General features: G+C 45.3%; 20 protein-coding genes. 1 reads left to right on the top strand and 19 read right to left on the bottom strand.

Annotated features, from left to right (window positions below):
• Positions 1-16: 16 nt before the first annotated feature.
• The 5 genes from lpdA to CGZ90_RS00080 all read right to left on the bottom strand — a co-directional run bounded on the left by lpdA (position 17) and on the right by CGZ90_RS00080 (position 6,805).
• The gene (gene lpdA / locus CGZ90_RS00100; RefSeq protein ID WP_094250305.1) at positions 17-1,438 is read right to left on the bottom strand and encodes a dihydrolipoyl dehydrogenase; all 1,422 of its coding nucleotides are present in this window, start codon (positions 1,436-1,438) and stop codon (positions 17-19) included.
• 18 nt (positions 1,439-1,456) lie between these two features.
• Positions 1,457-2,566 (bottom strand): butyrate kinase, encoded by a 1,110-nt coding sequence (buk, locus tag CGZ90_RS00095; RefSeq protein WP_094250304.1) that lies wholly within the window; start codon positions 2,564-2,566, stop codon positions 1,457-1,459.
• A gap of 23 nt (positions 2,567-2,589) precedes the next feature.
• Complete coding sequence (gene bcd / locus CGZ90_RS00090) at positions 2,590-3,690, bottom strand: branched-chain amino acid dehydrogenase (RefSeq protein ID WP_094250303.1); 1,101 nt, start codon at positions 3,688-3,690, stop codon at positions 2,590-2,592.
• Positions 3,691-3,721: 31 nt separating this feature from the next.
• Positions 3,722-4,621, bottom strand: a complete 900-nt coding sequence (gene yqiS / locus CGZ90_RS00085) for a phosphate butyryltransferase (RefSeq protein WP_133063528.1) — start codon at positions 4,619-4,621, stop codon at positions 3,722-3,724.
• A 156-nt stretch (positions 4,622-4,777) separates the two neighbouring features.
• Positions 4,778-6,805 carry a sigma 54-interacting transcriptional regulator gene (locus CGZ90_RS00080; protein ID WP_240515314.1) on the bottom strand — a complete coding sequence of 676 codons (2,028 nt, stop codon included), beginning with the start codon at positions 6,803-6,805 and terminating at the stop codon, positions 4,778-4,780.
• A gap of 140 nt (positions 6,806-6,945) precedes the next feature.
• On the opposite strand from CGZ90_RS00080, the gene CGZ90_RS00075 reads away from it, so the two are divergent.
• Positions 6,946-7,194 (top strand): DUF2627 domain-containing protein, encoded by a 249-nt coding sequence (locus CGZ90_RS00075; RefSeq protein WP_094250300.1) that lies wholly within the window; start codon positions 6,946-6,948, stop codon positions 7,192-7,194.
• A gap of 68 nt (positions 7,195-7,262) precedes the next feature.
• Here CGZ90_RS00075 and spo0A read toward each other — a convergent pair whose 3' ends face one another.
• From spo0A to accB, 14 genes are all read right to left on the bottom strand, one after another.
• Positions 7,263-8,057 (bottom strand): sporulation transcription factor Spo0A, encoded by a 795-nt coding sequence (gene spo0A, locus CGZ90_RS00070; protein ID WP_094250299.1) that lies wholly within the window; start codon positions 8,055-8,057, stop codon positions 7,263-7,265.
• A 362-nt stretch (positions 8,058-8,419) separates the two neighbouring features.
• A complete protein-coding gene (gene spoIVB, locus CGZ90_RS00065; protein ID WP_094250298.1) occupies positions 8,420-9,709 on the bottom strand; it encodes a SpoIVB peptidase in 1,290 nt (429 codons plus the stop codon).
• A 131-nt stretch (positions 9,710-9,840) separates the two neighbouring features.
• A complete protein-coding gene (gene recN, locus CGZ90_RS00060; RefSeq protein ID WP_094251733.1) occupies positions 9,841-11,541 on the bottom strand; it encodes a DNA repair protein RecN in 1,701 nt (566 codons plus the stop codon).
• A 26-nt stretch (positions 11,542-11,567) separates the two neighbouring features.
• Complete coding sequence (gene ahrC, locus CGZ90_RS00055; RefSeq protein ID WP_094250297.1) at positions 11,568-12,017, bottom strand: transcriptional regulator AhrC/ArgR; 450 nt, start codon at positions 12,015-12,017, stop codon at positions 11,568-11,570.
• 740 nt (positions 12,018-12,757) lie between these two features.
• A complete protein-coding gene (locus CGZ90_RS00050) occupies positions 12,758-13,582 on the bottom strand; it encodes a TlyA family RNA methyltransferase (RefSeq protein WP_094250296.1) in 825 nt (274 codons plus the stop codon).
• Entirely contained in the window at positions 13,579-15,483 is a 1,905-nt protein-coding gene (gene dxs / locus CGZ90_RS00045; RefSeq protein ID WP_094250295.1) for a 1-deoxy-D-xylulose-5-phosphate synthase, read from the bottom strand. Before dxs ends, CGZ90_RS00050 begins: the two co-directional genes overlap by 4 nt.
• A gap of 374 nt (positions 15,484-15,857) precedes the next feature.
• Entirely contained in the window at positions 15,858-16,739 is an 882-nt protein-coding gene (locus CGZ90_RS00040) for a polyprenyl synthetase family protein (RefSeq protein WP_240515313.1), read from the bottom strand.
• The gene (locus CGZ90_RS00035; protein ID WP_094250294.1) at positions 16,736-16,978 is read right to left on the bottom strand and encodes an exodeoxyribonuclease VII small subunit; all 243 of its coding nucleotides are present in this window, start codon (positions 16,976-16,978) and stop codon (positions 16,736-16,738) included. The genes CGZ90_RS00040 and CGZ90_RS00035 overlap by 4 nt, the downstream gene beginning before the upstream one ends.
• Positions 16,968-18,317 carry an exodeoxyribonuclease VII large subunit gene (gene xseA / locus CGZ90_RS00030; protein ID WP_094250293.1) on the bottom strand — a complete coding sequence of 450 codons (1,350 nt, stop codon included), beginning with the start codon at positions 18,315-18,317 and terminating at the stop codon, positions 16,968-16,970. The genes CGZ90_RS00035 and xseA overlap by 11 nt, the downstream gene beginning before the upstream one ends.
• Positions 18,318-19,175, bottom strand: coding sequence for a bifunctional methylenetetrahydrofolate dehydrogenase/methenyltetrahydrofolate cyclohydrolase FolD (gene folD / locus CGZ90_RS00025; RefSeq protein WP_094250292.1), 858 nt, complete (start codon positions 19,173-19,175; stop codon positions 18,318-18,320).
• Between the two features lie 39 nt (positions 19,176-19,214).
• Positions 19,215-19,595, bottom strand: coding sequence for a transcription antitermination factor NusB (gene nusB / locus CGZ90_RS00020; RefSeq protein ID WP_094250291.1), 381 nt, complete (start codon positions 19,593-19,595; stop codon positions 19,215-19,217).
• Positions 19,596-19,771: 176 nt separating this feature from the next.
• Positions 19,772-20,176, bottom strand: coding sequence for an Asp23/Gls24 family envelope stress response protein (locus tag CGZ90_RS00015; RefSeq protein ID WP_094251731.1), 405 nt, complete (start codon positions 20,174-20,176; stop codon positions 19,772-19,774).
• Between the two features lie 16 nt (positions 20,177-20,192).
• Positions 20,193-21,557, bottom strand: a complete 1,365-nt coding sequence (accC, locus tag CGZ90_RS00010; RefSeq protein WP_094250290.1) for an acetyl-CoA carboxylase biotin carboxylase subunit — start codon at positions 21,555-21,557, stop codon at positions 20,193-20,195.
• 11 nt (positions 21,558-21,568) lie between these two features.
• Positions 21,569-22,072: an acetyl-CoA carboxylase biotin carboxyl carrier protein gene (accB, locus tag CGZ90_RS00005; protein WP_094250289.1), complete on the bottom strand. Its 504-nt coding sequence runs from the start codon at positions 22,070-22,072 to the stop codon at positions 21,569-21,571.
• Positions 22,073-22,742 lie beyond the last annotated feature (670 nt).

Raw genomic sequence — 22,742 nt, 5'->3', positions numbered from 1 at the left:
TAACTGCCTCCTTGTATTAAAAATGAATCGCTTTTCCTTCAACGGCGAGTGCTGCTTCTCCGAACACTTCTGATAGGGAAGGGTGCGGGTGTATCGTCTGAGCTATCTCCCATGGCGTTGCATCGAGCACGCGGGCGAGACCTGCTTCAGAGATCATGTCGGTAACGTGCGGTCCGATCATGTGAACACCGAGGAGATCATTCGTCTCCTTATCAGCCACAATTTTCACGAATCCGTCTGACTGTCCGTAGACGAGCGCTTTTCCGATCGCTTTAAATGGAAACTTGCCGATTTTAACAGTGAAGCCTTTTTCTTTCGCCTGTGCTTCTGTCAGGCCGACACTTGCCATTTCAGGTGATGAATAAATGCATTTTGATACATTATCATAATCGATTGTATGTGGTTTCTCGCCTGCAAGATGTTCTACAGCCGTTATTCCCTCATGTGAAGCAACGTGTGCGAGCTGAAGGCCCCCAATCACATCACCGATCGCATAAATATGGCTTTCTTCTGTCTGGTAGTATTCATTTGTCTGAATAAAGCCTTTTTCTATCTTAATGGCAGTGTTCTCTATCCCGATTCCTTCAACATTTGCCTGTCTGCCTACAGAAACAAGAATTTTATCTGCAGTGAACGTTTTCTCGCTGCCTTTATGTTCCGCAGAGATGCTCACTTGTTCGCCTTTACTCAGCGTCTCAGGCAGCACTTTTGCACCTGTAACGATGGTGATGCCTTTTTTCTTCAATATTCTTGCTGCCTCTTTTGAAATCTCTTCGTCCTCTGTCGGAACGATTCGGTCTGCATATTCAACAACCGTTACTTCGACTCCGAGATCGTTCAGCATGGAAGCCCATTCAATCCCGATCACGCCGCCACCAACGATCACGATTGAGTTTGGAAGCTGTTCCATTTCAAGGGCTTCGTCACTTGTTATGACGTGAACTCCATCGATCTCAAGACCCGGAAGTGAACGCGGACGGGAACCTGTCGCGACCACGACATTTTGCGGTATCAGGATCTCGTTCTCCGTTCCATCATTGAACTCAACAGAAATGGTGCCGGGCATCGGCGAGAAGATGGATGGACCCAGAATCCTTCCTGTACCTTCGAAGACTTGAATTTTCCCCTTTTTCATTAACGACTGTACACCCATATGAAGCTGGTTTACGATGCTTTGCTTGCGCTCCTGCATTTTGCCGAAATTTAAAGAAACCGCTTCCACTTCTACGCCGAAATCAGCCGCCTTTTTAGCGGTCGCATAAACTTCTGCACTTCTGAGCAGCGCTTTGGACGGAATACAGCCTTTATGCAGGCATGTCCCGCCAAGCTTTCCTTTTTCCACTATTGCTACTTTTTTGCCCAGCTGGGCAGCACGTATGGCGGCTACATAGCCGCCAGTGCCCCCGCCGAGGATAACTACGTCAAAGTCTGTTGCCATAGTACATTCTCCTCTGCTTTATCTGTCCAGTTGTTCTTTCACGATTGCATCCGGATATCGCTTAGCCTCTTCTTCTCCCATCAGCACTCTGAGACCGCCTTCTGCGAGTGCCTGCAGTTCGTTTTCTCCAGGCTGGATGATGCAGTCAGATATCCATTCAATCCGGTCAGTTATTTTCTTAACAAACTCTTTTCCATAAGCAAGTCCGCCAGTCAGGATAATAGCGTCAACCCTGCCATAAAGAACAGCGCTCGCCGCCCCGATCTCCTTAGCAACCTGATACGCCATCGCTTCATAAAGAAGTGCCGCTTCACTGCTGCCCTCCTCGATCATCTTTTCAACCTCACGGGCATCGTTCGTGCCCAGATAACCGACGAGACCGCCTTGTCCTACAAGCTTTTTCATGACTTCTTCGGCATAATGCTCTCCAGAGAAGCACATGGATACGAGGTCTCCGGCAGGAACGGTTCCTGCTCGTTCAGGTGAAAACGGTCCTTCACCGTGTAAACCGTTGTTCACATCGATAACCCGCCCGCCTTTATGAACGCCGACCGTTATTCCACCGCCCATATGAACGACAATTAAGTTCAGTTCATGGTATGGTGTTCCGAGCGATTTAGCGACCCTGCGTGCCACTGCCTTTTGATTGAGCGCATGAAAGATGCTTTTTCTTTCAATTTCAGGAACACCAGATATCCGGGCGACCGGTTCCATCTCGTCGACAACTACAGGATCGACAATATAGGAAGGAATGTTCAGGTTCCCTGCTATTTCATGCGCGATGATGCCCCCAAGATTAGAAGCATGCTCTCCTGAAAAACCCTCGCGCAAATCTTCAAGCATTTCTTCGTTAACTTCGTACGTGCCGCCTTCGATCGGACGGAGAAGACCGCCTCGTCCGACGACAGCACTGAGTTTGGAAATATTGATGCCTTCTTTGTCCAGAGCTTCTAGAATCGTTTTCTTCCGGAAAGCATACTGATCAATGACATGCTCGAACTCTGAGATCGTTTCAATATCATGGCGAATCGTCGTTTCAAACACTGATCGGTCATTGTCAAATATGCCAATTTTCGTAGAGGTAGATCCCGGGTTTATGACTAAAAGCCGAAATTCTTTATGCTGCACGATTCCATCCTCCTTCTCTGATGTTATCTGACACGCTGGGACAGAATGTGGCGTTCGTTTAGCAAGAACTGGCTTCTTGACTTTCTCATGCGTTCAATTCTTTCTTCTGCCAGACGGTCGGCAGCAAGGTAAGTTGGAATACGGTCGCGTTTGGAAATCTCAATAACTCTCGCGATGTTGTCATAGATTGTTTCCACTTTTCTCATAGCGCGCTCACGGTTATATCCGTTAAGTTCGTCTGCAACGTTAATAACGCCTCCTGCATTGATAACATAATCAGGAGCGTACACGATTCCCATTTCATGAATCAAATCGCCGTGTGAAGTTTCTCTAAGCTGGTTGTTTGCTGCACCTGCAATCACTTTTGCTTTCAGCTGAGGAATCGTTTCGTCGTTGATGATCGCACCAAGTGCACATGGTGCGAAGATGTCGCAGTCCACACTGTAAATTTCAGAAGGTTCGACCGCTTTTGCACCGAATGCTTCCACTGCACGCTGGACCGCTTCTTTATTGATATCTGTTACGATTAGAGAAGCCCCTTCTTCATGCAGATGTTTGCAAAGAGTAAAGGCTACATGTCCTACGCCTTGTACAGCGATGGTCTTTCCTTCAAGAGAGTCTGTACCGAACGCTTCTTTTGCCGCAGCTTTCATACCGCGGTAGACACCGTATGCTGTAACAGGAGATGGGTTCCCAGATGAACCGAACGCTGGTGATACACCTGTAACGAAAGGTGTTTCCTGGTAGATAAGATCCATGTCTTCAACTGTTGTTCCCACATCTTCAGCAGTGATATAACGCCCGTTCAACCCTTGAATATAACGGCCGAACGCGCGGAACATCTCTTCGTTCTTGTCTTTTTTCGGATCGCCGATAATAACCGTCTTTCCTCCGCCAAGGTTCAATCCAGCAGCTGCGTTTTTGTAAGTCATCCCTTTTGCAAGACGGAGAGCATCCTCGATCGCCGCATCTTCAGAATCATAAGTCCACATTCTTGTGCCGCCAAGCGCCGGCCCGAGCGTTGTATCATGGATACAAATAATCGCTTTAAGACCTGATTGTTTATCTTGGCAAATCACCATTTGCTCGTAATCGTAAGTTTCCATATATTTAAAAATTTCCATTTTGTTATCCTCCAATATGATTGATATGTGTTTAGCTTTTCAGCGATCTAACAGCTAGTGCGATCGAGTAAAATTTACTTTCAGCACTGTCAGCCCTGGAAGTCAAGACGACAGGCGCTTTTGCACCAAGTATGACCGCTCCTGCCTTTGCTTTCGCAAAATACATGAGCGATTTATAGAGTACATTGCCCGTTTCAATGGATGGAACAGCTAGAATATCTGCTTTTCCTGCAACCTCTCCATGAATTCCTTTATGTTCAGCCGCATCAAGTGAAATGGCATTGTCAAGTGCAAATGGTCCTTCAACAATACCGCCTGTGATCTGCCCTCTTTTATTCATGACTGCAAGAGCCGCTGCATCTAACGTCGGCTGCATAGCAGGATTGACTGTTTCAACTGCCGCTATGACCGCTACTTTTGGCATCACAGTTCCCACGGATGCAGCAAATGTGATCGCGTTCTGGATAATTTCTGCCTTTTGTGCAAGGTCTGGCGCGATGTTCATCGCAGCATCCGTCACATATATGAGACGGTCATAACCTTGAACTTCAAATGCTGCGATATGAGACAGTATCTTTCCTGTCCTCAGACCTTGTTCTTTATGCAGCACTGCTTTTAAAAGGGATGATGTTGAGACCATGCCCTTCATGACAATATGAGCTTTTTGCTCTTTGACAGCTTGGACCGCAAGCAGTGAGGCTTCATTGTCACCGCAAGGCACAACCGTTATTCCTTCGGTGTCATGCAGTCCTTGTTCGTTGAGAAAAAAACGAATCTTTTCTTCGTTTCCAAAAAGTTTAAATGAAGCGATTTTTTCTTTCGCAGCAAGGGCAACACTTTGGATAACTTCCTCGTCACCGGCTGCAGCCACCGCAATGACCGGCTTACTGTCTGAATGCTGAATCTGTTCTAGAATGTTGTCTAACAGCACGTGTTGATTCGCCTCCTTTGACCCGTATATCATTGTTGCAAGTTCCATGCCAACTTATTTAACGGCAATTAAAAGGTTCAACGAGAGAAAACCATGCAATATTTTTCATCGTGTGCATTTTATTGCGCGCATTTTTTTGCAATCGCAAACATGGCGTTATATATTAATGCCGTATTTTTCGAGCTTGTAATAAAAATTCCTAAGTGAAATATTTAAGATTTTTGCCGCTTTCGTTTTGTTTTGTCCGCAGGACTTTAACGCGCGGATTATGATTTTCTTTTCAAACTCTTCCACCTGAGTACTCAGCGGCTGTGTTTCTTCTTCTAAAACTCCCTGAACATCACTTTTCTCCGCCTCTAGGATGTGAAGATTTTCGCTGCTGATAAAGTGTTCATGGTGTTTCATATGAATGATTGCCCTGCCAAGAACATTTTCAAGTTCACGTACATTCCCAGGCCAGTCGTAATGCATCAGCACATCAATTGCTTCTGACGTCAGTCCTTCAACGTTCCTGCCATAATCCTGATTGAGTTTTTGCAAAAGGTGTCCGGCCAATTGGGGAATATCCCCTTTTCTTTCACGAAGTGACGGGATAAAAATCGGCATCCTGTTCAACCGGTAATAAAGATCTTGCCGGAATGAGCCCTCGGCAATCTTCGTCTCAAGATTGACGTTCGTAGCCCCGATGACCCGGACATCAACCGGAATGGACTTTGTATCCCCTACACGGCGGATTTCTTTTTCCTGAAGCACCCGCAAAAGCTTTGCCTGTGTTGTCAGCGCAAGTTCGCCAATTTCATCCAGAAAAATACTTCCGCCGTTCGCTTCTTCAAACAGCCCTCTTTTTCCGCCGCGGACAGCACCTGAAAAAGCCCCTTCTACATAACCGAAAAGCTCGCTCTCGAGCAGCGACTCTGAGATAGCCGCACAATTCACCCTCACAAATTTGCAGTACTTCCGATCACTGGCATTATGTATTGCATGAGCGAACAACTCTTTTCCAGTGCCAGACTCGCCTCTTAAAAGAACGGTCGCTGGAGTGGAAGCCGCAAGCTTTGCCTGCTCGATCGCAAATTCCATCTCCTGGGAAGACCAGACAATATCTTCAAACGAATACTTCGCTTCCAGAGTCCTGATAATCTGTCTTGCCCTGCTGAGCTGCTCTGTGAGTGACTGAATTTCCGAAACATCATGAATGACACCGACGCTCCCCTTAAGCTGGCCGTCGACTAAAATCGGCGCAACGTTCACAATTACGTCTCTTTTTTTAGGACCTACTTTTAGACGGGCTCCCCTGACTGGTTTTCTGGTTTTCAGCACCTGCATATGCATGCTGTCGCCTTCGGTAATATCAATCGTTGCCGGCTTACCGATTATTTTATCGGCAGTAAATCCCGTGAGCCTTGTATAGGCAGGATTTATCATAAGACCATTGCCTTTTTCATCGACGACTGAAATTGCTTCTTCAGACGATTGGATGATAGAGTGGAGCATGCTTTGAATGCTTTTTAAGTTCGTTACTTCTTCTGCCAGATCAACAATTTCTGTAATGTCCTTAAAAACAGCGAACGCACCTAGAGTGTTTCCTTCATCATCTATGATCGGCAGCCGAGTCGTGTAAATTTTTGTTCCGTTTGGCAGCAGCTGCTCACGGTTAATTTCTTCTACGCCTGATCTTAAAATTCTCGGAAGCTGACTGTTCGGCATAACTTCAAGGATATCAAAACCTATTGCCTTTCCCCTCGGAATTCCCGTCATTTTCTCCGCACTTCTGTTAAAAAGGGTGATTTTGCGTTTTTCATCTATCGCAATCATGCCATCATGAGTGCTGTCAAGAATAATATCTCTTGTTAAAAGCTGGTTCCTCAATGCCGGCATATGCGTTTCGTTGTGAAGCATTTCATCAAAGAGAGCCTGTACATATGAAGCAGGGAGAATACCCGCTTCTCCTTCAACCGTCTCCGCCAGTTCGTATGCTTTCTTTTTGTAATCAGGAGAATAAACAATATACTCAAATTCTCTGAGGTTAATATCAGCTTCTTTTATTACCGGAATTCCGTAATAGTGTTCCCTGCGGATTTCATCAGACATGACCGCCGCAGGAAAAATTATCTCAGAACGCTGAAACAGCAGAATAAGGCTGTGTATATCTTGTAAATCCCCAAGCAAAACCGCATTTTGCATGGTTCCCGCTCCGATCATTGCAATTTTTTTCATATATTATAATTCAAATGATAAATCAGTATGAAAGCATTTGCAAGACGGAATTTTATCGACAATATTTCTAGAAACAAGTAAACTGAGGTGGTAAGGAGAGATCACATATGCAGCGTTTTATTGCTTTACTAATTGTTTTAATACCAGGATTGCTGGCTGTTTTTGGGATCAAATGGATGCGCGATACTTTGTTCGGCGTACTTCAGGCACCTTTCCCAAACCTCCCTTTGCAGTTTGCCGCCGGCTTTTTCAGCCTCATAATCGGCCTGGCGTTTGTAGGAGGATTTATCTTTTACCGAGATAAAAAACGCAGTAAGCTTCAGCCTAAATTTCAGCAGCAAAAGAAGCCGGATTAAACACCATCCGCCTTTTATCTGCAGCAAAAAGCCAGCAGACATTTATTGTCTGCTGGCTCTTATTGTTTTCAGCCTGCTTTATGTTCGATTCGAAGCTTATCAGCTACCATCGCGATGAACTCTGAATTGGTCGGTTTAGCTTTGGACATCGATACAGTGTATCCAAACAGCGAAGAGATGCTGTCAATGTTGCCGCGGCTCCATGCTACTTCTATCGCATGCCGGATTGCACGCTCCACACGGCTGCTCGTTGTGTTAAATTTCTTTGCAATATCCGGGTAAAGGACCTTCGTAATGGAACCAAGCAGTTCGATATCATTATAGACCATTGAAATCGCTTCTCTTAAGTACATGTACCCTTTAATATGTGCTGGTACGCCGATTTCATGAATGATGCTTGTAATGCTGGCATCCAGGTTTCTCGGCTGTTTAATTGAAGAAAGATGCGATCTTGCCTGCGAGGAGGAACGGCTGTGCGAAGATGACTCGCTGCCGCAGATCTGACGGATCTGGTTTGCAAGGTTTTCCATATCAAACGGTTTCAAAATAAAGTAGGAAGCACCAAGATCAACCGCTTTCTTAGTTACATCTTCCTGCCCAAAGGCTGTAAGCATGATCACATTAGGCTGAGGCAAATCGTCGCTGCTCCTGATTTTATCAAGAACCGCAAGCCCATCCAAATGAGGCATGATGATATCTAAAACGAGCACATCGGGGTTTCTGCCTTCAAGTACAGAAAGGCACTCCTGCCCATTATAAGCAATGCCGATCACTTCCATGTCATCCTGGCTCGAAAGATACTCTTTCAACAGCCCTACTAGTTCCCGGTTATCATCTGCAAGACACACTTTAATCTTTTTCATTATTATTCCTCCCCATCCAACAATTTCTTGTTTTCCCCTTTTACGATTTCAACAATTAAACGTAAATCCCTCTAAAATCCATTAAATTTTTTTATTTTATTTTGATTTTCTTATATTTGCTTTAATTATCTTCATTTTACTTCGAATTTCGACAGATAAACCAAAATTCGAACGAATGCTTGTCGAATTTTCTTTATTTCTTCTTCATTGTACATAATTTTCTAACAAAAGTCACTTCAGTTTTTATCACAAGCTGCTGTTTAATAATCAAAAATTTGCTTTGTGCCTTGGATTAAGTGCTGTACATATATCTTTTTGCGGCAGATCAGTTATACTTTTTAAACACAAAAAAAGCAGGGCATTCAGCTCGCCTGCTTTTTTTGTCCATATATATCAATTCCAGCTTCATCCAGCATCCATTCGATATGAACACCGTAGCCTGAAGTAGAATCATTTACAAAAACATGTGTTACCGCTCCGATCAATTTTCCATCCTGGATTATCGGACTGCCGCTCATTCCTTGGACAATGCCTCCAGTCAGCTTCAGAAGCTTCGGGTCAGTTATCTTAATGACCATTCCTTTTGTTGCCGGAAATTTCTGCGGAACAGAACTGATAATCTTCACATCGAATTCCTGAACTTTATCACCGTTTACAACGGTCAAGATCTTTGCCGGCCCTTCCTTCACCTGATCAGAAAAAGCGACTGGCAGTGGTTTTTCCCATCCGCCGTTATCCATTTTTTCGTTCAGGCGTCCAAAGATTCCAAAAGGGCTGTTTCTCGTGATATTCCCTAATGAATGCTGATCACTGGAAAACCTGGCCAGTTTTTCCCCTGGGTGGCCGTTGGATCCCTTTTCAATCGACGTTACCGTAGATCTGAGTATTTCGCCGTTATTTACAATGATAGGCTTTTTTGTGTCCATGTCTGAAATAACGTGTCCAAGCGCACCATATTTGTATGAGTTTGGTTCATAAAAAGTGAGCGTGCCGACTCCTGCAGCGGAATCCCTGATATAAAGACCGATGCGGTAAGATTGGTCTTGTTTATCCTGCAGCGGCACCAGCGATTTATGATGAGTTTTCTTATTCCTTATCAGCGTTACCTCAAGCGGTGTTTTGCTGTCGCTGTAGCTTTTGACAAAAGGAGTGACATCCGCCATTTTTTCAATGCTGCTTCCATTAATCTTAGTGATGATATCTCCGACTTGAATACCAGCTAATTCCCCCGGCGATTTTTTCCCATTAGCCGTTTCCACCAAATGGTGCCCTACGACGAGCACTCCAAGTGTGTTCAGCTTCACGCCAATTGATTGCCCTCCCGGCACTACACGAATATCGCTGATCACTTTGACGTTCATTTTTTTCAAAGGGAAGCCTGCTGCCTCTAGTGTAGCCACAGAATCACCTTCTCTTATGCCATCAATTGAGATCTTATCGCCTTTCGCCCTGCCAACTGTAAACACTGCTTCATCTGATGATGTGATGCTAGTTCCTGCGGGAACATCCCCTGCCTGCCGTACTTGCCCAGCAAATGCCGTAACGCTTGCTGGCATGCTTACGTACTCACGGACCGGAGGCAGGAAACCGGCGCCGACAATACATCCAAGCAGCACAACGCCTAGAAAGCGCCTTGCGATATCTAAATACATTTTTCACTCTCCTCGCTCCTGGTCCCACACCTCCACCATGGCTGTACCATTAATCTTGCCTTCAAAGAGTGAGATTATAACTGCGGCAAATACAAAAAGCTATCCTGTTTTGGATAGCTTTAACATGTTTTTTATGATGTCTGCTTGAATTGTAAAGCAAGATCGAGAAGTTCTTTCGCATGCTGTTTTGTAATATCCGTCACTTCGACACCAGAAATCATGCGGCCAATTTCCTGAATTTTGTCAGAAGAATCCAGTGCAGTCACTTTTGTCACAGTCCGCTTTCCATCTGTATCTTTCGCAATGTGCAGATGTGTATCTGCCATAGCAGCGACCTGAGGGAGATGTGTGATGCATAAAACCTGTGAATCCGATGAAACACGGTATATTTTCTCGGCGATCGCCTGAGCGACTCGGCCGCTCACTCCTGTGTCGACTTCATCAAAAATGATGGACGTTACGCCTTCATGTTTAGTAAAGATGCTTTTCAGTCCAAGAATCACACGCGAAAGTTCACCGCCGGAAGCTGTCTTGGCCAGCGGCTTCATCGGCTCTCCTGGATTTGGCGCGATATAAAACTCGACTTCATCTGTGCCATATGGACCAAAATACTTTTCCACAGAGATACCTTGAGTTTCCACCATTACATCAAACTGTGTTTTTTCCATATAAAGCTCTTTTAATTCCTTCTGGATCGCTTCTTTCAGCACAGCTGCGTTTTTCTTACGCATCTGTGACAATTTCTCCGACTGCTTCATCAGCTTTTCTTTCACTTTTTCAAACGACTTTTTAAGGGCGTCTATATTTTCATCTTTATTTTGGATCACAAAAAGTTCTTTTCTTATTTTCTCCGCATAAGCGAGAATCTCTTCAACTGAATGTCCATATTTTCGCTTCAGCTTGCTGATCTCGTTCAGCCTGTCTTCGATTTCATTCAAGCGCCCTGAGTCATACTCAAGCGATTCGAACGAATCACGAATCTGATACGTCAGATCTTCAAGAGCATAAAAACAGCTTGCAAGGCTTTCTTCCTTCTTCCTCAGATCTTCATCGATCATTGAGACAGCGGAAAGTTCAGCCAGTGCGTTTGATACAAGATCAAGACCGCGCCCATCACCGTATAGATTTTCGTAAGAATCGTGAAGATGTTTATATAGCTTTTCAAAATTAGACAATTTGTTTTTCTCTTCTTGAAGATCATTGTCTTCATTTTCCTGCAGGCCTGCAGCGTCGATTTCCTGCAGCTGATAGTCGAGCAAATCAAGCCGCTGAGCGATTTGCTGCTCATCTTCGGTCAGCTTTTTCAGCTGTTTCTGAATGTCTTTATATTCGCTGTATGTCTCTTGATAGCCAGAAAGAAGCATGCTGAACTCTTTGCCAGCAAACGAGTCAAGAAGTAACAGATGCTTGTCCGGCTGAAGAAGGTATTGCGTTTCATGCTGTCCGTGTATGTCTATGAGTGTCTGGCCGATTTCTTTTAAGATAGAAAGAGTGACGAGCTTGCCGTTCACACGGCAGATGCTTTTTCCATTTTCGTTGATCTCCCGCCTTAAAACAGCCATATCATCTGATACAGAAATGCCGAACTCCTCACATTTCGTTTTGAGAGCGTGGTTTTCATCAAAATGAAAAAGCCCTTCTATCTCTGCCTTTGCTGTTCCATACCTAACAAACTCAGATGATCCGCGCCCTCCGATCAAAAGTCCGATAGCGTCAATTATGATCGATTTTCCCGCTCCAGTTTCCCCCGTCAGCACGGTCAAACCTTTATTAAAGGAAACACCGAGGGAGTCAATTATCGCAAAATTACGGATGGTCAGTTCCGCAAGCACCATTCATCACACCTTTATTTCAACATTTACAGCATGTCCAAGAAACGCTGTGATACTTCAGGGCTGACATCTTTTGAACGGCAGATGATCAGGATGGTGTCATCACCGCAGATTGTACCCATGATTTCTTCCCAATCGAGCTTATCGATCAGCGCTCCAATGGCGTTGGCGTTCCCCGGAAGCGTCTTCATGACGATCAGGTGGTCGGCCTGGTCAATCGTAATAAAGCTGTCGATCAATGTTCTTCTAAGCTTCTGCAAAGGATTGAACCGCTGGTCAGCTGGCAGGCTGTATTTATATCTGCCGTCGTTCATCGGTACCTTCACAAGATGCAGTTCTTTAATATCGCGTGAAACAGTAGCCTGAGTCACATTGAAACCTGCGTTTCTCAATGAATCAACAAGATCGTCCTGTGTTTCAATATTATGGCTCGCGATAATTTCCCTGATTTTAATATGTCGATGTCCTTTATTCATACGTGCACCTCTTACATTCCATCTGCTTTTGACTTTATCTTATAATATTGCAGACATAATGTACATTTATTTAAGAATTGGATATTTCATATAGAAATTATTTGTAATAAAAAAGTAGGCTTATTTAGCTTACTAAAAAAACTTTACTGACAGTTTTGGGTGCTGGTGATTTCCGCTCCAGGGTGCTGAGCTTTCCGCGGGGCGTGCGGTGAGCCCCTTTGCCGCTACGCGCCCCAAAGGGTCTCACCTTCCCGCTCGTCCCGCTGGAGTCTCGCACCCTTCCGCTCCAATCACAACAAATATTGTTCACATCAGAATAGAAAAAATCAAGGGCTTCACGTGTATAATCACATGTGACGCCCTTGATTTTTCTTATTAAAAGTCTTTTTGCCTTCAACGATTTGTTTTTAGAAAGTCCGGCCAGATTGCCTCTGTAGAATCCGAAACATAGACCATGAGAAATGTTCATCTTTAATTGCTAGCTGAATCTTTCATTGAGTTCGCTTAAACTTCTTGAATCCTTTATTAGAATAAGTTGATCGGAGTGTAAGGTGCCGACTCCTGCAGGATAAGTGGGACAAGTGAGACCTCTTAGGGCGCGTAGCGGCAAGAGGGCTCACCGCCCACCCTGCGGAAAGCGTGCACCTGAAACGGAGATCAACTTCTTCACTGAATTCTATTACAAGCTAGAGATACTTATAAAAAACAAACAGGTTTATTGCAAAAGCTTTTTGAATGTTCTAATCTAATGTCCGCTCTTTTTTCAAATGAAGATGAGCTTCTTTCACAACTTCTGATGCTCGATCTATGCTGAACGATTTCTCTGCCGGACCGTTAAGTAGGTGCAGAAGGAACTCAATATTTCCATCGCCGCCTGTTATCGGAGAGAATGAAAGGTCAAGAGGCGTATAGCCTTCTTTTACTGAGAAATCAAGCATCTCCGTTATGACGCGTTCATGAACAGCAGGATCGCGGACAATCCCTTTTTTCCCGACTTCCTCACGTCCCGCTTCAAACTGCGGTTTTATAAGAACAACAGCCTGTCCGCCAGGCTTGAGAATCGATTTTAATACTGGCAATATCAGCCGAAGAGAGATAAAGGAAACATCTGCTGTCGCAACGTCAGGCATGCCTTCTTGAAGCATATCTGGTGTAACATGGCGAAAGTTAGTACGCTCCATCACGCCGACTCTTTCATCGTTGCGAAGTTTCCATGCTAGCTGGTTGTATCCCACGTCCAAGGCGTACACATACTTTGCACCGTTTTGAAGAGCACAGTCGGTAAATCCGCCCGTGGATGCCCCGATATCCAAAACAATTTTTCCAGTCACATCAAGGCTGAACACTTTTAATGCTTTTTCAAGCTTCAGGCCGCCTCTTCCAACATACGGCAATAAAGATCCTTTAACAGTTAAATCTGCATCATTTTCAATTTTCATGCCTGGCTTGTCGATTCTTTCTGTACCTGTAAAAACGAGTCCTGCCATGATTGACCGCTTCGCTTTTTCACGCGTTTCGATGAGCCCTCTTTCTACTAAGAGCACATCGACTCTTTCTTTTTTCATGTAAGCATTCCTTTTTTGCTGTTTCGTCTTTCCACAAGTGCCTTTGTCCGTTTAACGACATCTTCTTCTGTAAGGCCGATCTCCTCAAGAAGCTTTGTCACGCTGCCGTGCTCGATGAACCGGTCAGGGATCCCCATCCTGTCGACTGGAATATGAAAGGCTTGTTCATCAGCAAGGTGTTCAAGCACAGCGCTGCCAAATCCGCCTTGAAGCGCCGCTTCCTCTATCGTGAGAATCGGAATGTTTTCTTCGATCAGGCTGTTAAGCATCTCTGTATCAAGCGGCTTGATAAACCTTGCATTGATCACTCTCACCGAAATGCCTTGCTTCGCCAGTACTTCCCAAGCTTTGAGAGCCATCGGGATCGTTGTGCCAAAGGTTAAGATCGCTGCATCCGTTCCTTCTTTCAATACTTCCCATGAACCAATCGGAATTTTTTCAAATTCTTCATCAAGTGGAACTCCAAAGCCGTTGCCTCTCGCGAAACGGACTGCTATCGGCCCATCGCTGTACTGTATGCCGGTATACACCATGTTACGCAGCTCGTTTTCGTCTTTGCCCATCATGAGGACCATGTTCGGGATATGCCTTAAAAAGGCGATATCGAACACGCCTTGATGCGTTTCTCCGTCTGCTCCTACTAAGCCCGATCGGTCGATCGTAAACAGGACGTTCAAGTTTTGGCGTGCCACGTCGTGCACGACTTGGTCGTACCCTCGCTGTAAAAACGTAGAATAAATCGAAAGGACTGGTTTCATGTTCTGAGTAGCCATTCCAGCAGCCATTGTCGCCGCATGCTGTTCAGCGATGCCGACATCAAACAAGCGGTCAGGGAATTTTTTACCGTATGGAACAAGCTTTGACCCGACAGTCATCGCGGGAGTAATGACCGCGATCCGCTCATCTTTCTCAGAAAGCTCAGCCAAGGTATCGCTCACGATGCCGGAATATGACGGACCCCCTTTTTCCTGAGGGATAAGTTCACCCGATTCCATCTTGTACGGACCTACCCCATGCCAGTTATCGTTTGTATCGAGTTCCGCAGGGCTGTAGCCTTTACCTTTTTTCGTGATCACGTGAACGATCACAGGTCCCTTTGTTTTCTTGGCATATGAAAGATTCTCAAGCAAATCGTCTACATCATGGCCATCAACAGGACCAAGGTACGTATATCCAAGTTCTTCAAAGAACATGCCAGACACGAGCAGATACTTCAAACTGTCTTTCAGACGCTCGGCAGTAGCGGCGAGCTTCCCTCCAAAAGCAGGAATCTTACGGATAAGTGACTCTAATTCATCCTTCGCCTTGTTATATTTCCTAGCTGTTCGCATCCGGCCAAGGACGTTGTGCAGAGCGCCGACGTTAGGAGCGATGGACATCTCATTATCGTTAAGGATAACGATTAAATCTTTTTTCTCATGCCCGATATGATTGAGAGCCTCAAGCGCCATTCCGCCCGTTAACGCTCCATCTCCAATTACGGCGATCACTTTCTCGCTGCTCTTTTTTAAATCCCGTGCAATCGCCATCCCCATAGCGGCTGACAAGGATGTAGAGCTGTGACCGGTTTCCCAAACATCATGCTCGCTCTCGCACCGTTTCGGAAAGCCGCAAAGCCCTTTGTACTGTCTGAGTGTATCGAACTGGCTCGCGCGGCCTGTCAGAATTTTATGAACATAAGCCTGGTGGCCGACATCCCAAATAAACTTGTCTGATGGACTGTCAAACAGCTTATGAAGGACAAGCGTAAGTTCCACAACCCCTAAGTTTGGCCCAAGATGGCCCCCGTTTACACTTAATTTATTAATTAAAAACTCACGGATTTCAGCTGCCAGCTTCTCCAGCTCTTCTTTGCCGAGTGTTTTTAAGAATTGAGGATTTTGAATTTCTTCCAAATTCATGGAATGCCTCTCTTTCCGAGCTACATCTATTTTCTCTTTTTATTTTTAAAAACGTGTTATGTTTAATTTTTCCTCTTATAAATATAATAAACGTTCACTCTGAAATATGATTAAAACAGAGGCCGAAACCTCCAAAGTATCCAGGACTTTGTCTTCAGGAGGCGTAAGGCATCGAGTGAAAAAATAGCCGCTAGCACCAGAGTGATAACGGCAATACTCGTACTCCATTATATCGGATTTCTGAACAATCAGTTGATTCCTGCTCCAAGACAGGTTCGAGTGCGACGAAATATGTATGAGGAAGCAGACAGCATATAATGATGCTTTAAAAACATCTTATATATTATCATAAAACGAAATCACCGGGCAATATGCTAATGATTCCTGCTGATGATGTAGTCGGCCAGCTGTTCAAGAACCGCTGTTTCGTGCTGAAGCTTAGCAAGCTCATGTTTGGCTGCAGCTACATGTCTGAAGAGCTCTTCTTTAGCGCCGTCTAGCCCCAATAGTGCCGGATACGTTGTTTTATTGTTAGACACATCGCTTCCCACTGGCTTGCCAAGTGTCTGCTGATCTCCAGTGATGTCTAAAATATCATCCTGTATCTGAAAAGCTATGCCGATATGCTTTGCATACCGCTTTAACGATTCAAGCTCATGAGCAGAAGCTCCAGCGAGGATACCGCCTGCTACAACAGAACATTGCAGCAGCTGTCCCGTCTTTTTATCGTGAATGGCTTCCAGCTGATCTTTTGTCAGCTCAGCGCCTTCTGCTTCCATATCCTCTGCCTGACCCGCAACCATGCCCGCTGGACCTGCGCTTTTCGACAGCAGCGAAGCCACTTGCATTTTTTCCTCTGCATTCAGTCTGCTGTCATCAAGGATGAAGGAAAAGCTCATCGTGAGCAGTGCGTCCCCCGCAAGGATCGCAATAGCCTCACCAAAAACTTTATGATTAGTCGGCTTTCCCCTCCTGATATCATCATCGTCCATGCTCGGCAAATCATCATGTATAAGAGAATATGTATGCAGTGCTTCAATTGCGCAAGCCGTATCTAATCCTTTTTCGCTTTTTGCCCCAAACGCCTCCATCACTGCGAGAAGCAAAACAGGACGGAGCCGCTTTCCCCCAGCTTCGATGGAATAGGAGATCGATTTGCAAAGCGTTTCGGGAATCATCTGATCGGCTGTCAATTCTTTCAGCCTGCGTTCGATCTGCTGTTTTTTTTCAGTGATGAAATCAGAAAGAGAATTCACGTAAGATCTTCCTCCTGTACGGCAAATGGCCTTGCTTCACCATCTTCATTCATGATCAGGTCCATTTTCTTTTCGACATTCTGAAGCTTTGCATGACAAAGCTTTGAGTACTTCATGCCCTGCTGATACAGATCGATGCTCTCCTCGAGCGGGACATCTCCTTGTTCGAGCTTTTCTACGATTTCTTCGAGCCTTTCCATCGCTTCTTCAAACGTGAGGTGTTTTTCTTTATCGCTCATTATTCGTCTCCTCCAGTTCTGTAACAGCTGCCGTAATTTTTCCGTCTTTGACATTAATTTTTAACGTATCGCCTTTTTTAAGCTGCTTGACTGATTTGATCAGCTTCTTTTTTTCATAAACCAAACTGTATCCTCTCTCCATAACGGCGAGAGGACTGAGTGCGTTCAGGCGGGAAATTTTCTGCGCAAAATCTTTTTTCTGTAAATCCAGAGATCGGTAAAATTCCTTTAAAAGCTGTTTTTCTAGATCTGCGTTTCTTTTTTTTGCTTTTTCGAGCTGTCCTTCTGGCGAAAAATACTTAAGCTGCCTGAGTGCTGAAGCAAGAGAGACGCTTTTCTGTTCTTTTGTCTGCAGCGTCCTTTTTTTCAGTGCATCCATCATGCGGTCAAGCTGCTGCTCTTTTTGTTTTACAAGCTGAGCCGGATAGCGGAAAGCATATGACTTGTTCAGCCGCTCCACCCTTTGCCGGCGGCTTTGCATGTATTCGTTCATGACTCTTTTAAGTCTATATTCCCGCTGAGTCAGCCTGTCTCTTAGTTCATCGTTGTGAGGAACCGCCATTTCAGCTGCAGCCGTCGGAGTCGGCGCTCTTAAATCAGCTACAAAATCGGCGATTGTAAAATCTGTTTCATGTCCTACTGCAGAAATGACTGGAATACCAGATTGAAAAATTGCCCTTGCCACGGTTTCCTCGTTGAACGCCCACAGTTCTTCAATAGACCCTCCGCCCCTGCCGACGATCAATACTTGGTGACGGCCGAGATCGTTCGCTTGATAAATCGCATTTGCGATGCTTGGAGCGGCTCCCGGACCTTGGACAAGTACGGGGAAAAGAGTGATACGCGCCTGCGGGAACCTTCGTTTGATCGTCGTCATAATATCTCTGACCGCTGCTCCTGTCGGGGAAGTGATCACTCCGATCTCGGAAGGGGAGCGTGGAATGGCTTTTTTGTTTTCTTCCTTAAACAAGCCTTCAAGCTCAAGCTTCTTCTTGAGCTCTTCATAAGCTAGAAATAAATTTCCCACTCCGTCTTGCTGCATCGTCCTGGCATAAAGCTGATAGCTCCCCATCGGCTCATACACACTCATCTCGCCTTGTATGAGGACTTTCATTCCGTCTGCAGGCTTAAACGGGAGAAAACGGTTATTGCCGGCGAACATTACTGCGTTCACCTTGCTGTTCTCATCCTTTAACGTAAAATAAAGGTGGCCTCTCGAATGCAGCTTAACATTCGAGAGCTCCCCCTTCACCCAGACATCCTGAAGATTTTTGTCACCTTCAAACAGGCGCTTAATGTATCTTGTAACAGAGCTTATCGGAACATAACGGTCTTGCATTTATACCGCTCCTTTAAAAGCTTTTCTCCTTTTAGCCGAGAGGACCGTGTTGTTCATGAGCATCGTGATCGTCATAGGACCTACTCCGCCTGGAACGGGGGTGATCATACCGGCAACTTCTTTTACCGCTTCAAAATCGACGTCGCCGCATAGTTTGCCGTCCACCTTATTCATTCCTACATCGATCACGATGGCACCCTCTTTTACCATTTCCTTTGATACGAGCTTGGCGCGGCCCGCAGCGGCGATCAGGATGTCAGCCTGCTTTGTATGTGCTGCCAAGTTTTCTGTTTTTGAATGGCAGTATGTTACAGTAGCATCCTCTGACAGCAAAAGCTGTCCTACAGGCTTTCCGACAATATTGCTCCTTCCGACGACAACTACTTGTTTTCCTCTGATAGAGATATCTTTCGTTTTTAGCATTTCAAGAATTCCAAGAGGTGTACACGGTACGAATGTCGGCTCTCCGGTAGCAAGTTTTCCTGCGTTAAGGGGATGAAAGCCGTCAACATCTTTATGAGGCGCGATCGCTTCGATCACTTTCCGCTCTGAAATATGAGACGGAAGAGGAAGCTGGACTAATATGCCATCCACATCATGATCCCGGTTGAACGTTTCAATTGCGGAAAGCAGCTCGTCCTCTGAGATGGTATCGGGCAATTCAGTCAGAATGGAATGCATGCCGAGCTCTTTGCACGTCCTTTGCTTTGAAAGCACATAAGAACGTGATGCCGGGTGGTCTCCGACAAGGATAACCGCAAGTCCTGGCGTGATCCCGTCTTCTTTCAGCATCTTGATCTCAGCAGAAAGTTCTTCTCGTTTTTGACCTGAAATTTCTTTTCCGTTTAACAGTTCCATTCTCTGTTTCCCCCTTGAAAAGTCATTTTCTTGTCTTTACTAAAGCTTGATCTTTCCTAATACACCGTTAACAAACTTGCCGGCCGCTTCACCGCCGAATACTTTTGCGATCTCAATCGCCTCATTCAATGTAACGTTCGCAGGAATGTCTTCCATCTCGCGCATCTCGAAAACTGCCATCCTTAACACAACACGCTCAACATTGGCAACACGCGCCAGGCTCCAGTTTTCAAGATACTGATTGAGAAAAGCATCAATCTCTGTCTTTTTCTCGATCGTTCCCTCCACAAGACTCGTTAAAAACGGGTCGCCTTGCTCGCCTTCAAGCACATGCTCCATCGCTTCATCTGGATCGGTGCCGCTCACCTCTACCTGAAATAGCGTCTGGAAAGCCTTTTCTCTGGCAATTCTTCGTTTCATATGCGGTTACTTCCTTTCTTAACTCGAACATTTTATATTTAGCATCATACCACAGGTAAGAATGGCGAAACAATCCGAACATTCAAGGTTGTTCGGATAAAAATCATTCACATTTTTCGGAAAACATAAAAAAGCTGACCTGAAGAACATTAAATGTCTTCAGGTCAGCTCCCGGATTATTCTGCGTAAGGAATTTCAGGCTGCTTTTCTTTGTTTTCAAATTGTACGCCGACAACAAATACATTGATGTCGCTCGCCTCAAGTGCTGTCATATTCAGCAGGGCCTGACGGATGCTGTCTTGAATATTCTGTGCCACATCCGGAATCGAGATGCCGTATTTCATCAATACGTACACATCGATGGATATGCCCTCTTCAGTTAATTCTACTTTTACGCCTTTGCCGTGAGATTTGCGGCCAAGCTTCTCGACTACACCTGAAGCAAAGTTTCCTCTCATGGACGCGACACCCTCTACATCAGATGCAGCGATTCCAGCGATAACCTCGATCACTTCCGGGGAGATCTCAACTTTTCCCAGACCGGAAGAATGTTCTTCCATTTCAAATGTCATTTCATTCATCATCTCTTGCCTCCAGTCACTTTGATATCTTTTTTTCAGTCAAATCGTGTAATTCAAGAAATTTAGTATTAAAATCTCCGCTTATAAATGTTTCGTTATCCATAAGCCGCAGATGGAATGGAATCGTCGTATGAACCCCTTCGACCACAAACTCCATCAGTGCGCGTTTCATTCTGCTGATGGCTTCCTGCCTTGTATGGCCATAGGTGATGACCTTCGCGATCATTGAATCATAATACGGCGGAATCACGTATCCAGGATAAGCCGCAGAATCTACACGGACACCAAATCCTCCAGGAGGAAGGTACATCTCGATTTTACCGGCGGACGGCATAAAATTCTTGTCAGGGTTTTCAGCATTAATGCGGCATTCGATAGACCATCCGCTAAACGTGATGTCTTCTTGTGCGTATTTCAGCTTTTCTCCTGACGCCACCTTAATCTGCTCTTTGATGAGATCTACTCCAGTCACCATTTCCGTTACAGGATGCTCAACCTGAATACGGGTATTCATCTCCATAAAATAAAAATCGCCTGTATTATGGTCAAAGATGAATTCGACTGTTCCTGCACCTGAATAATTGACTGCTTTTGCAGCACGAACCGCTGCTTCTCCCATTTCAGCACGTTTTTCAGGTGAGATTGCCGGAGAAGGTGTTTCCTCCAACAATTTTTGCAGCCTTCTTTGAATGCTGCAATCCCTTTCACCGAGATGGATCACGTTTCCATAGTTGTCAGCCAGCACTTGTATCTCTACGTGCCTGAAATCTTCAATAAACTTTTCGATATAGACACCAGGGTTGCCGAACGCGGTTGCCGCTTCCTGCTGAGTGATGGAGATTCCTTTTAAAAGCTCTGTTTCACTGCGGGCGACACGGATACCTTTACCCCCGCCACCGGCAGTCGCTTTAATAATAACAGGATACCCAATTTCATTTGCCAGTTCAACGCCAGCCTCTGGATTTGGTATGATTCCTTTGGATCCCGGGACAATCGGAACTTTCGCTTCTTCCATTGTCTTTCGGGCAACGTCTTTAATTCCCATCTTGTTGATGGCTTCCGGGCTCGGCCCTACAAAGATGACATTGCACTCTCTGCAGATCTCCGCAAAGTCTGCATTTTCTGCTAAAAAGCCGTAGCCTGGATGTATTGCATCTGATCCAGTCAACGTAGCAACACTCATGATATTGGTGAAATTAAGATAGCTTTCTTTTGACAGTACGGGTCCGATGCAATATGCCTCATCAGCAAGCCTTACATGCAGCGCATCTTTGTCCGCTTCTGAATATACAGCAACGGTCTCAATATTCAATTCTCGGCAAGCACGGATGATGCGGACCGCGATTTCTCCTCTGTTGGCGACAAGCAGTTTTTTTATCATAAGCGCACCGCCTATTCTGATTTGACGAGGAACAAAGGCTGGCCGTATTCGACTAACTGGCCGTTCTCAACGAGAACTTCAACGATTTCCCCGTTCACTTCAGATTCAATTTCATTAAACAGCTTCATCGCTTCAATGATGCAGACGATCGAATCTTTTGATACTTTGTCTCCGCTTTTAACAAACGACGGCTGATCTGGTGCAGATGCAGAATAAAATGTTCCGACCATCGGCGAGACAATCTTATGTAAGTTTTCGTCAGCTGCTTTCGGCTGCTCCTGTGCTGGCGCCTGAGGTGCTGCTGCCGGTGCACTTTGTACAGGGGCTTGTGGCTGAATAGCAGCAGGTGCAGGCTGATATGCCGCAGCCGGTGCAGACACATCGGCAAGCTGGCTTTCACCGACTCCGTTTTTCTTCAGCACGATTTTTGCTCCGTCATTTTCATACTTGAATTCATTAATAGAAGACTTGTCGATAAGTTTGATCAATTCTCTGATTTCTTGTATTTTCAGCATATGTTTCTTCTCCTTTATCAAGCCGGTTTTATTAGCACCTTCTATTGTGACTAGGTCTTAACCAATGTAAATATACCATAAAGTGATGCAAAAGAACAGCTGCCACAACTTGTGCCTGTCACCTACATAGTACAGGAAAACGAATCGCAATGTAAGCGTTTCAAGCAAAATCCCCGCACTGTAAAAGCACACCTTTAAGATGAGCAAGATGAACAAGCGGCATTCATGTACTTCAACATATCGCAGCCAGCAAAAAAAATAAAGCCGAGTGATTCCATGGTCTCTGAAAAACCTTTTGTATCATGCTGAGTTGTCACTTAAAAAAGGCTGTTTCCATAAACTGTAGGACTATTAGAAATCAGAGAAGCAGTTGATCTCCGTTTCAGGCGCACGCTTTCCGCGGGGCGTGGCGAAAAGCAGAAACGGCTCGTTCAGCCCCGACAAAGGGAAAGGGGCTTGTAAGTCGCTCTTTGACTTATTGGACACTTGCCCTTTTGACCTCGAGGGGCTAGCCGTTTTCTGCTGGACAAGTGAGCCCCTTTGCCGCTGCGCGCCCTAAAGGGTCTCACCTGTCCCACTCGTCCCGCTGGAGTCGGCACCTTACACTCCGATCAACTTATCAATGATGTATTCAAAGATGGTTAAGCAAAGCGAAGAATGAAACATTCCT

This window comes from Fictibacillus aquaticus (assembly GCF_002245695.1).
GTDB lineage: Bacteria > Bacillota > Bacilli > Bacillales > Fictibacillaceae > Fictibacillus > Fictibacillus aquaticus.
Note: the sequence above shows the minus strand (reverse complement) of the source record. Positions and strands in the feature narration are given on the sequence as shown.

Coding starts and splice junctions, on each gene's coding strand:
- lpdA (WP_094250305.1), bottom strand. CDS start 1,438: ATGGCAACAGACTTTGACGTAGTTATCCTCGGCGGGGGCACTGGCGGC.
- bcd (WP_094250303.1), bottom strand. CDS start 3,690: ATGGAAATTTTTAAATATATGGAAACTTACGATTACGAGCAAATGGTG.
- CGZ90_RS00080 (WP_240515314.1), bottom strand. CDS start 6,805: ATGCAAAATGCGGTTTTGCTTGGGGATTTACAAGATATACACAGCCTT.
- CGZ90_RS00075 (WP_094250300.1), top strand. CDS start 6,946: ATGCAGCGTTTTATTGCTTTACTAATTGTTTTAATACCAGGATTGCTG.
- spo0A (WP_094250299.1), bottom strand. CDS start 8,057: ATGAAAAAGATTAAAGTGTGTCTTGCAGATGATAACCGGGAACTAGTA.
- spoIVB (WP_094250298.1), bottom strand. CDS start 9,709: ATGTATTTAGATATCGCAAGGCGCTTTCTAGGCGTTGTGCTGCTTGGA.
- ahrC (WP_094250297.1), bottom strand. CDS start 12,017: ATGAATAAAGGACATCGACATATTAAAATCAGGGAAATTATCGCGAGC.
- CGZ90_RS00050 (WP_094250296.1), bottom strand. CDS start 13,582: ATGAAAAAAGAAAGAGTCGATGTGCTCTTAGTAGAAAGAGGGCTCATC.
- dxs (WP_094250295.1), bottom strand. CDS start 15,483: ATGAATTTGGAAGAAATTCAAAATCCTCAATTCTTAAAAACACTCGGC.
- CGZ90_RS00035 (WP_094250294.1), bottom strand. CDS start 16,978: ATGAGCGATAAAGAAAAACACCTCACGTTTGAAGAAGCGATGGAAAGG.
- xseA (WP_094250293.1), bottom strand. CDS start 18,317: ATGCAAGACCGTTATGTTCCGATAAGCTCTGTTACAAGATACATTAAG.
- folD (WP_094250292.1), bottom strand. CDS start 19,175: ATGGAACTGTTAAACGGAAAAGAAATTTCAGGTCAAAAACGAGAAGAA.
- nusB (WP_094250291.1), bottom strand. CDS start 19,595: ATGAAACGAAGAATTGCCAGAGAAAAGGCTTTCCAGACGCTATTTCAG.
- CGZ90_RS00015 (WP_094251731.1), bottom strand. CDS start 20,176: ATGAATGAAATGACATTTGAAATGGAAGAACATTCTTCCGGTCTGGGA.
- accC (WP_094250290.1), bottom strand. CDS start 21,557: ATGATAAAAAAACTGCTTGTCGCCAACAGAGGAGAAATCGCGGTCCGC.
- accB (WP_094250289.1), bottom strand. CDS start 22,072: ATGCTGAAAATACAAGAAATCAGAGAATTGATCAAACTTATCGACAAG.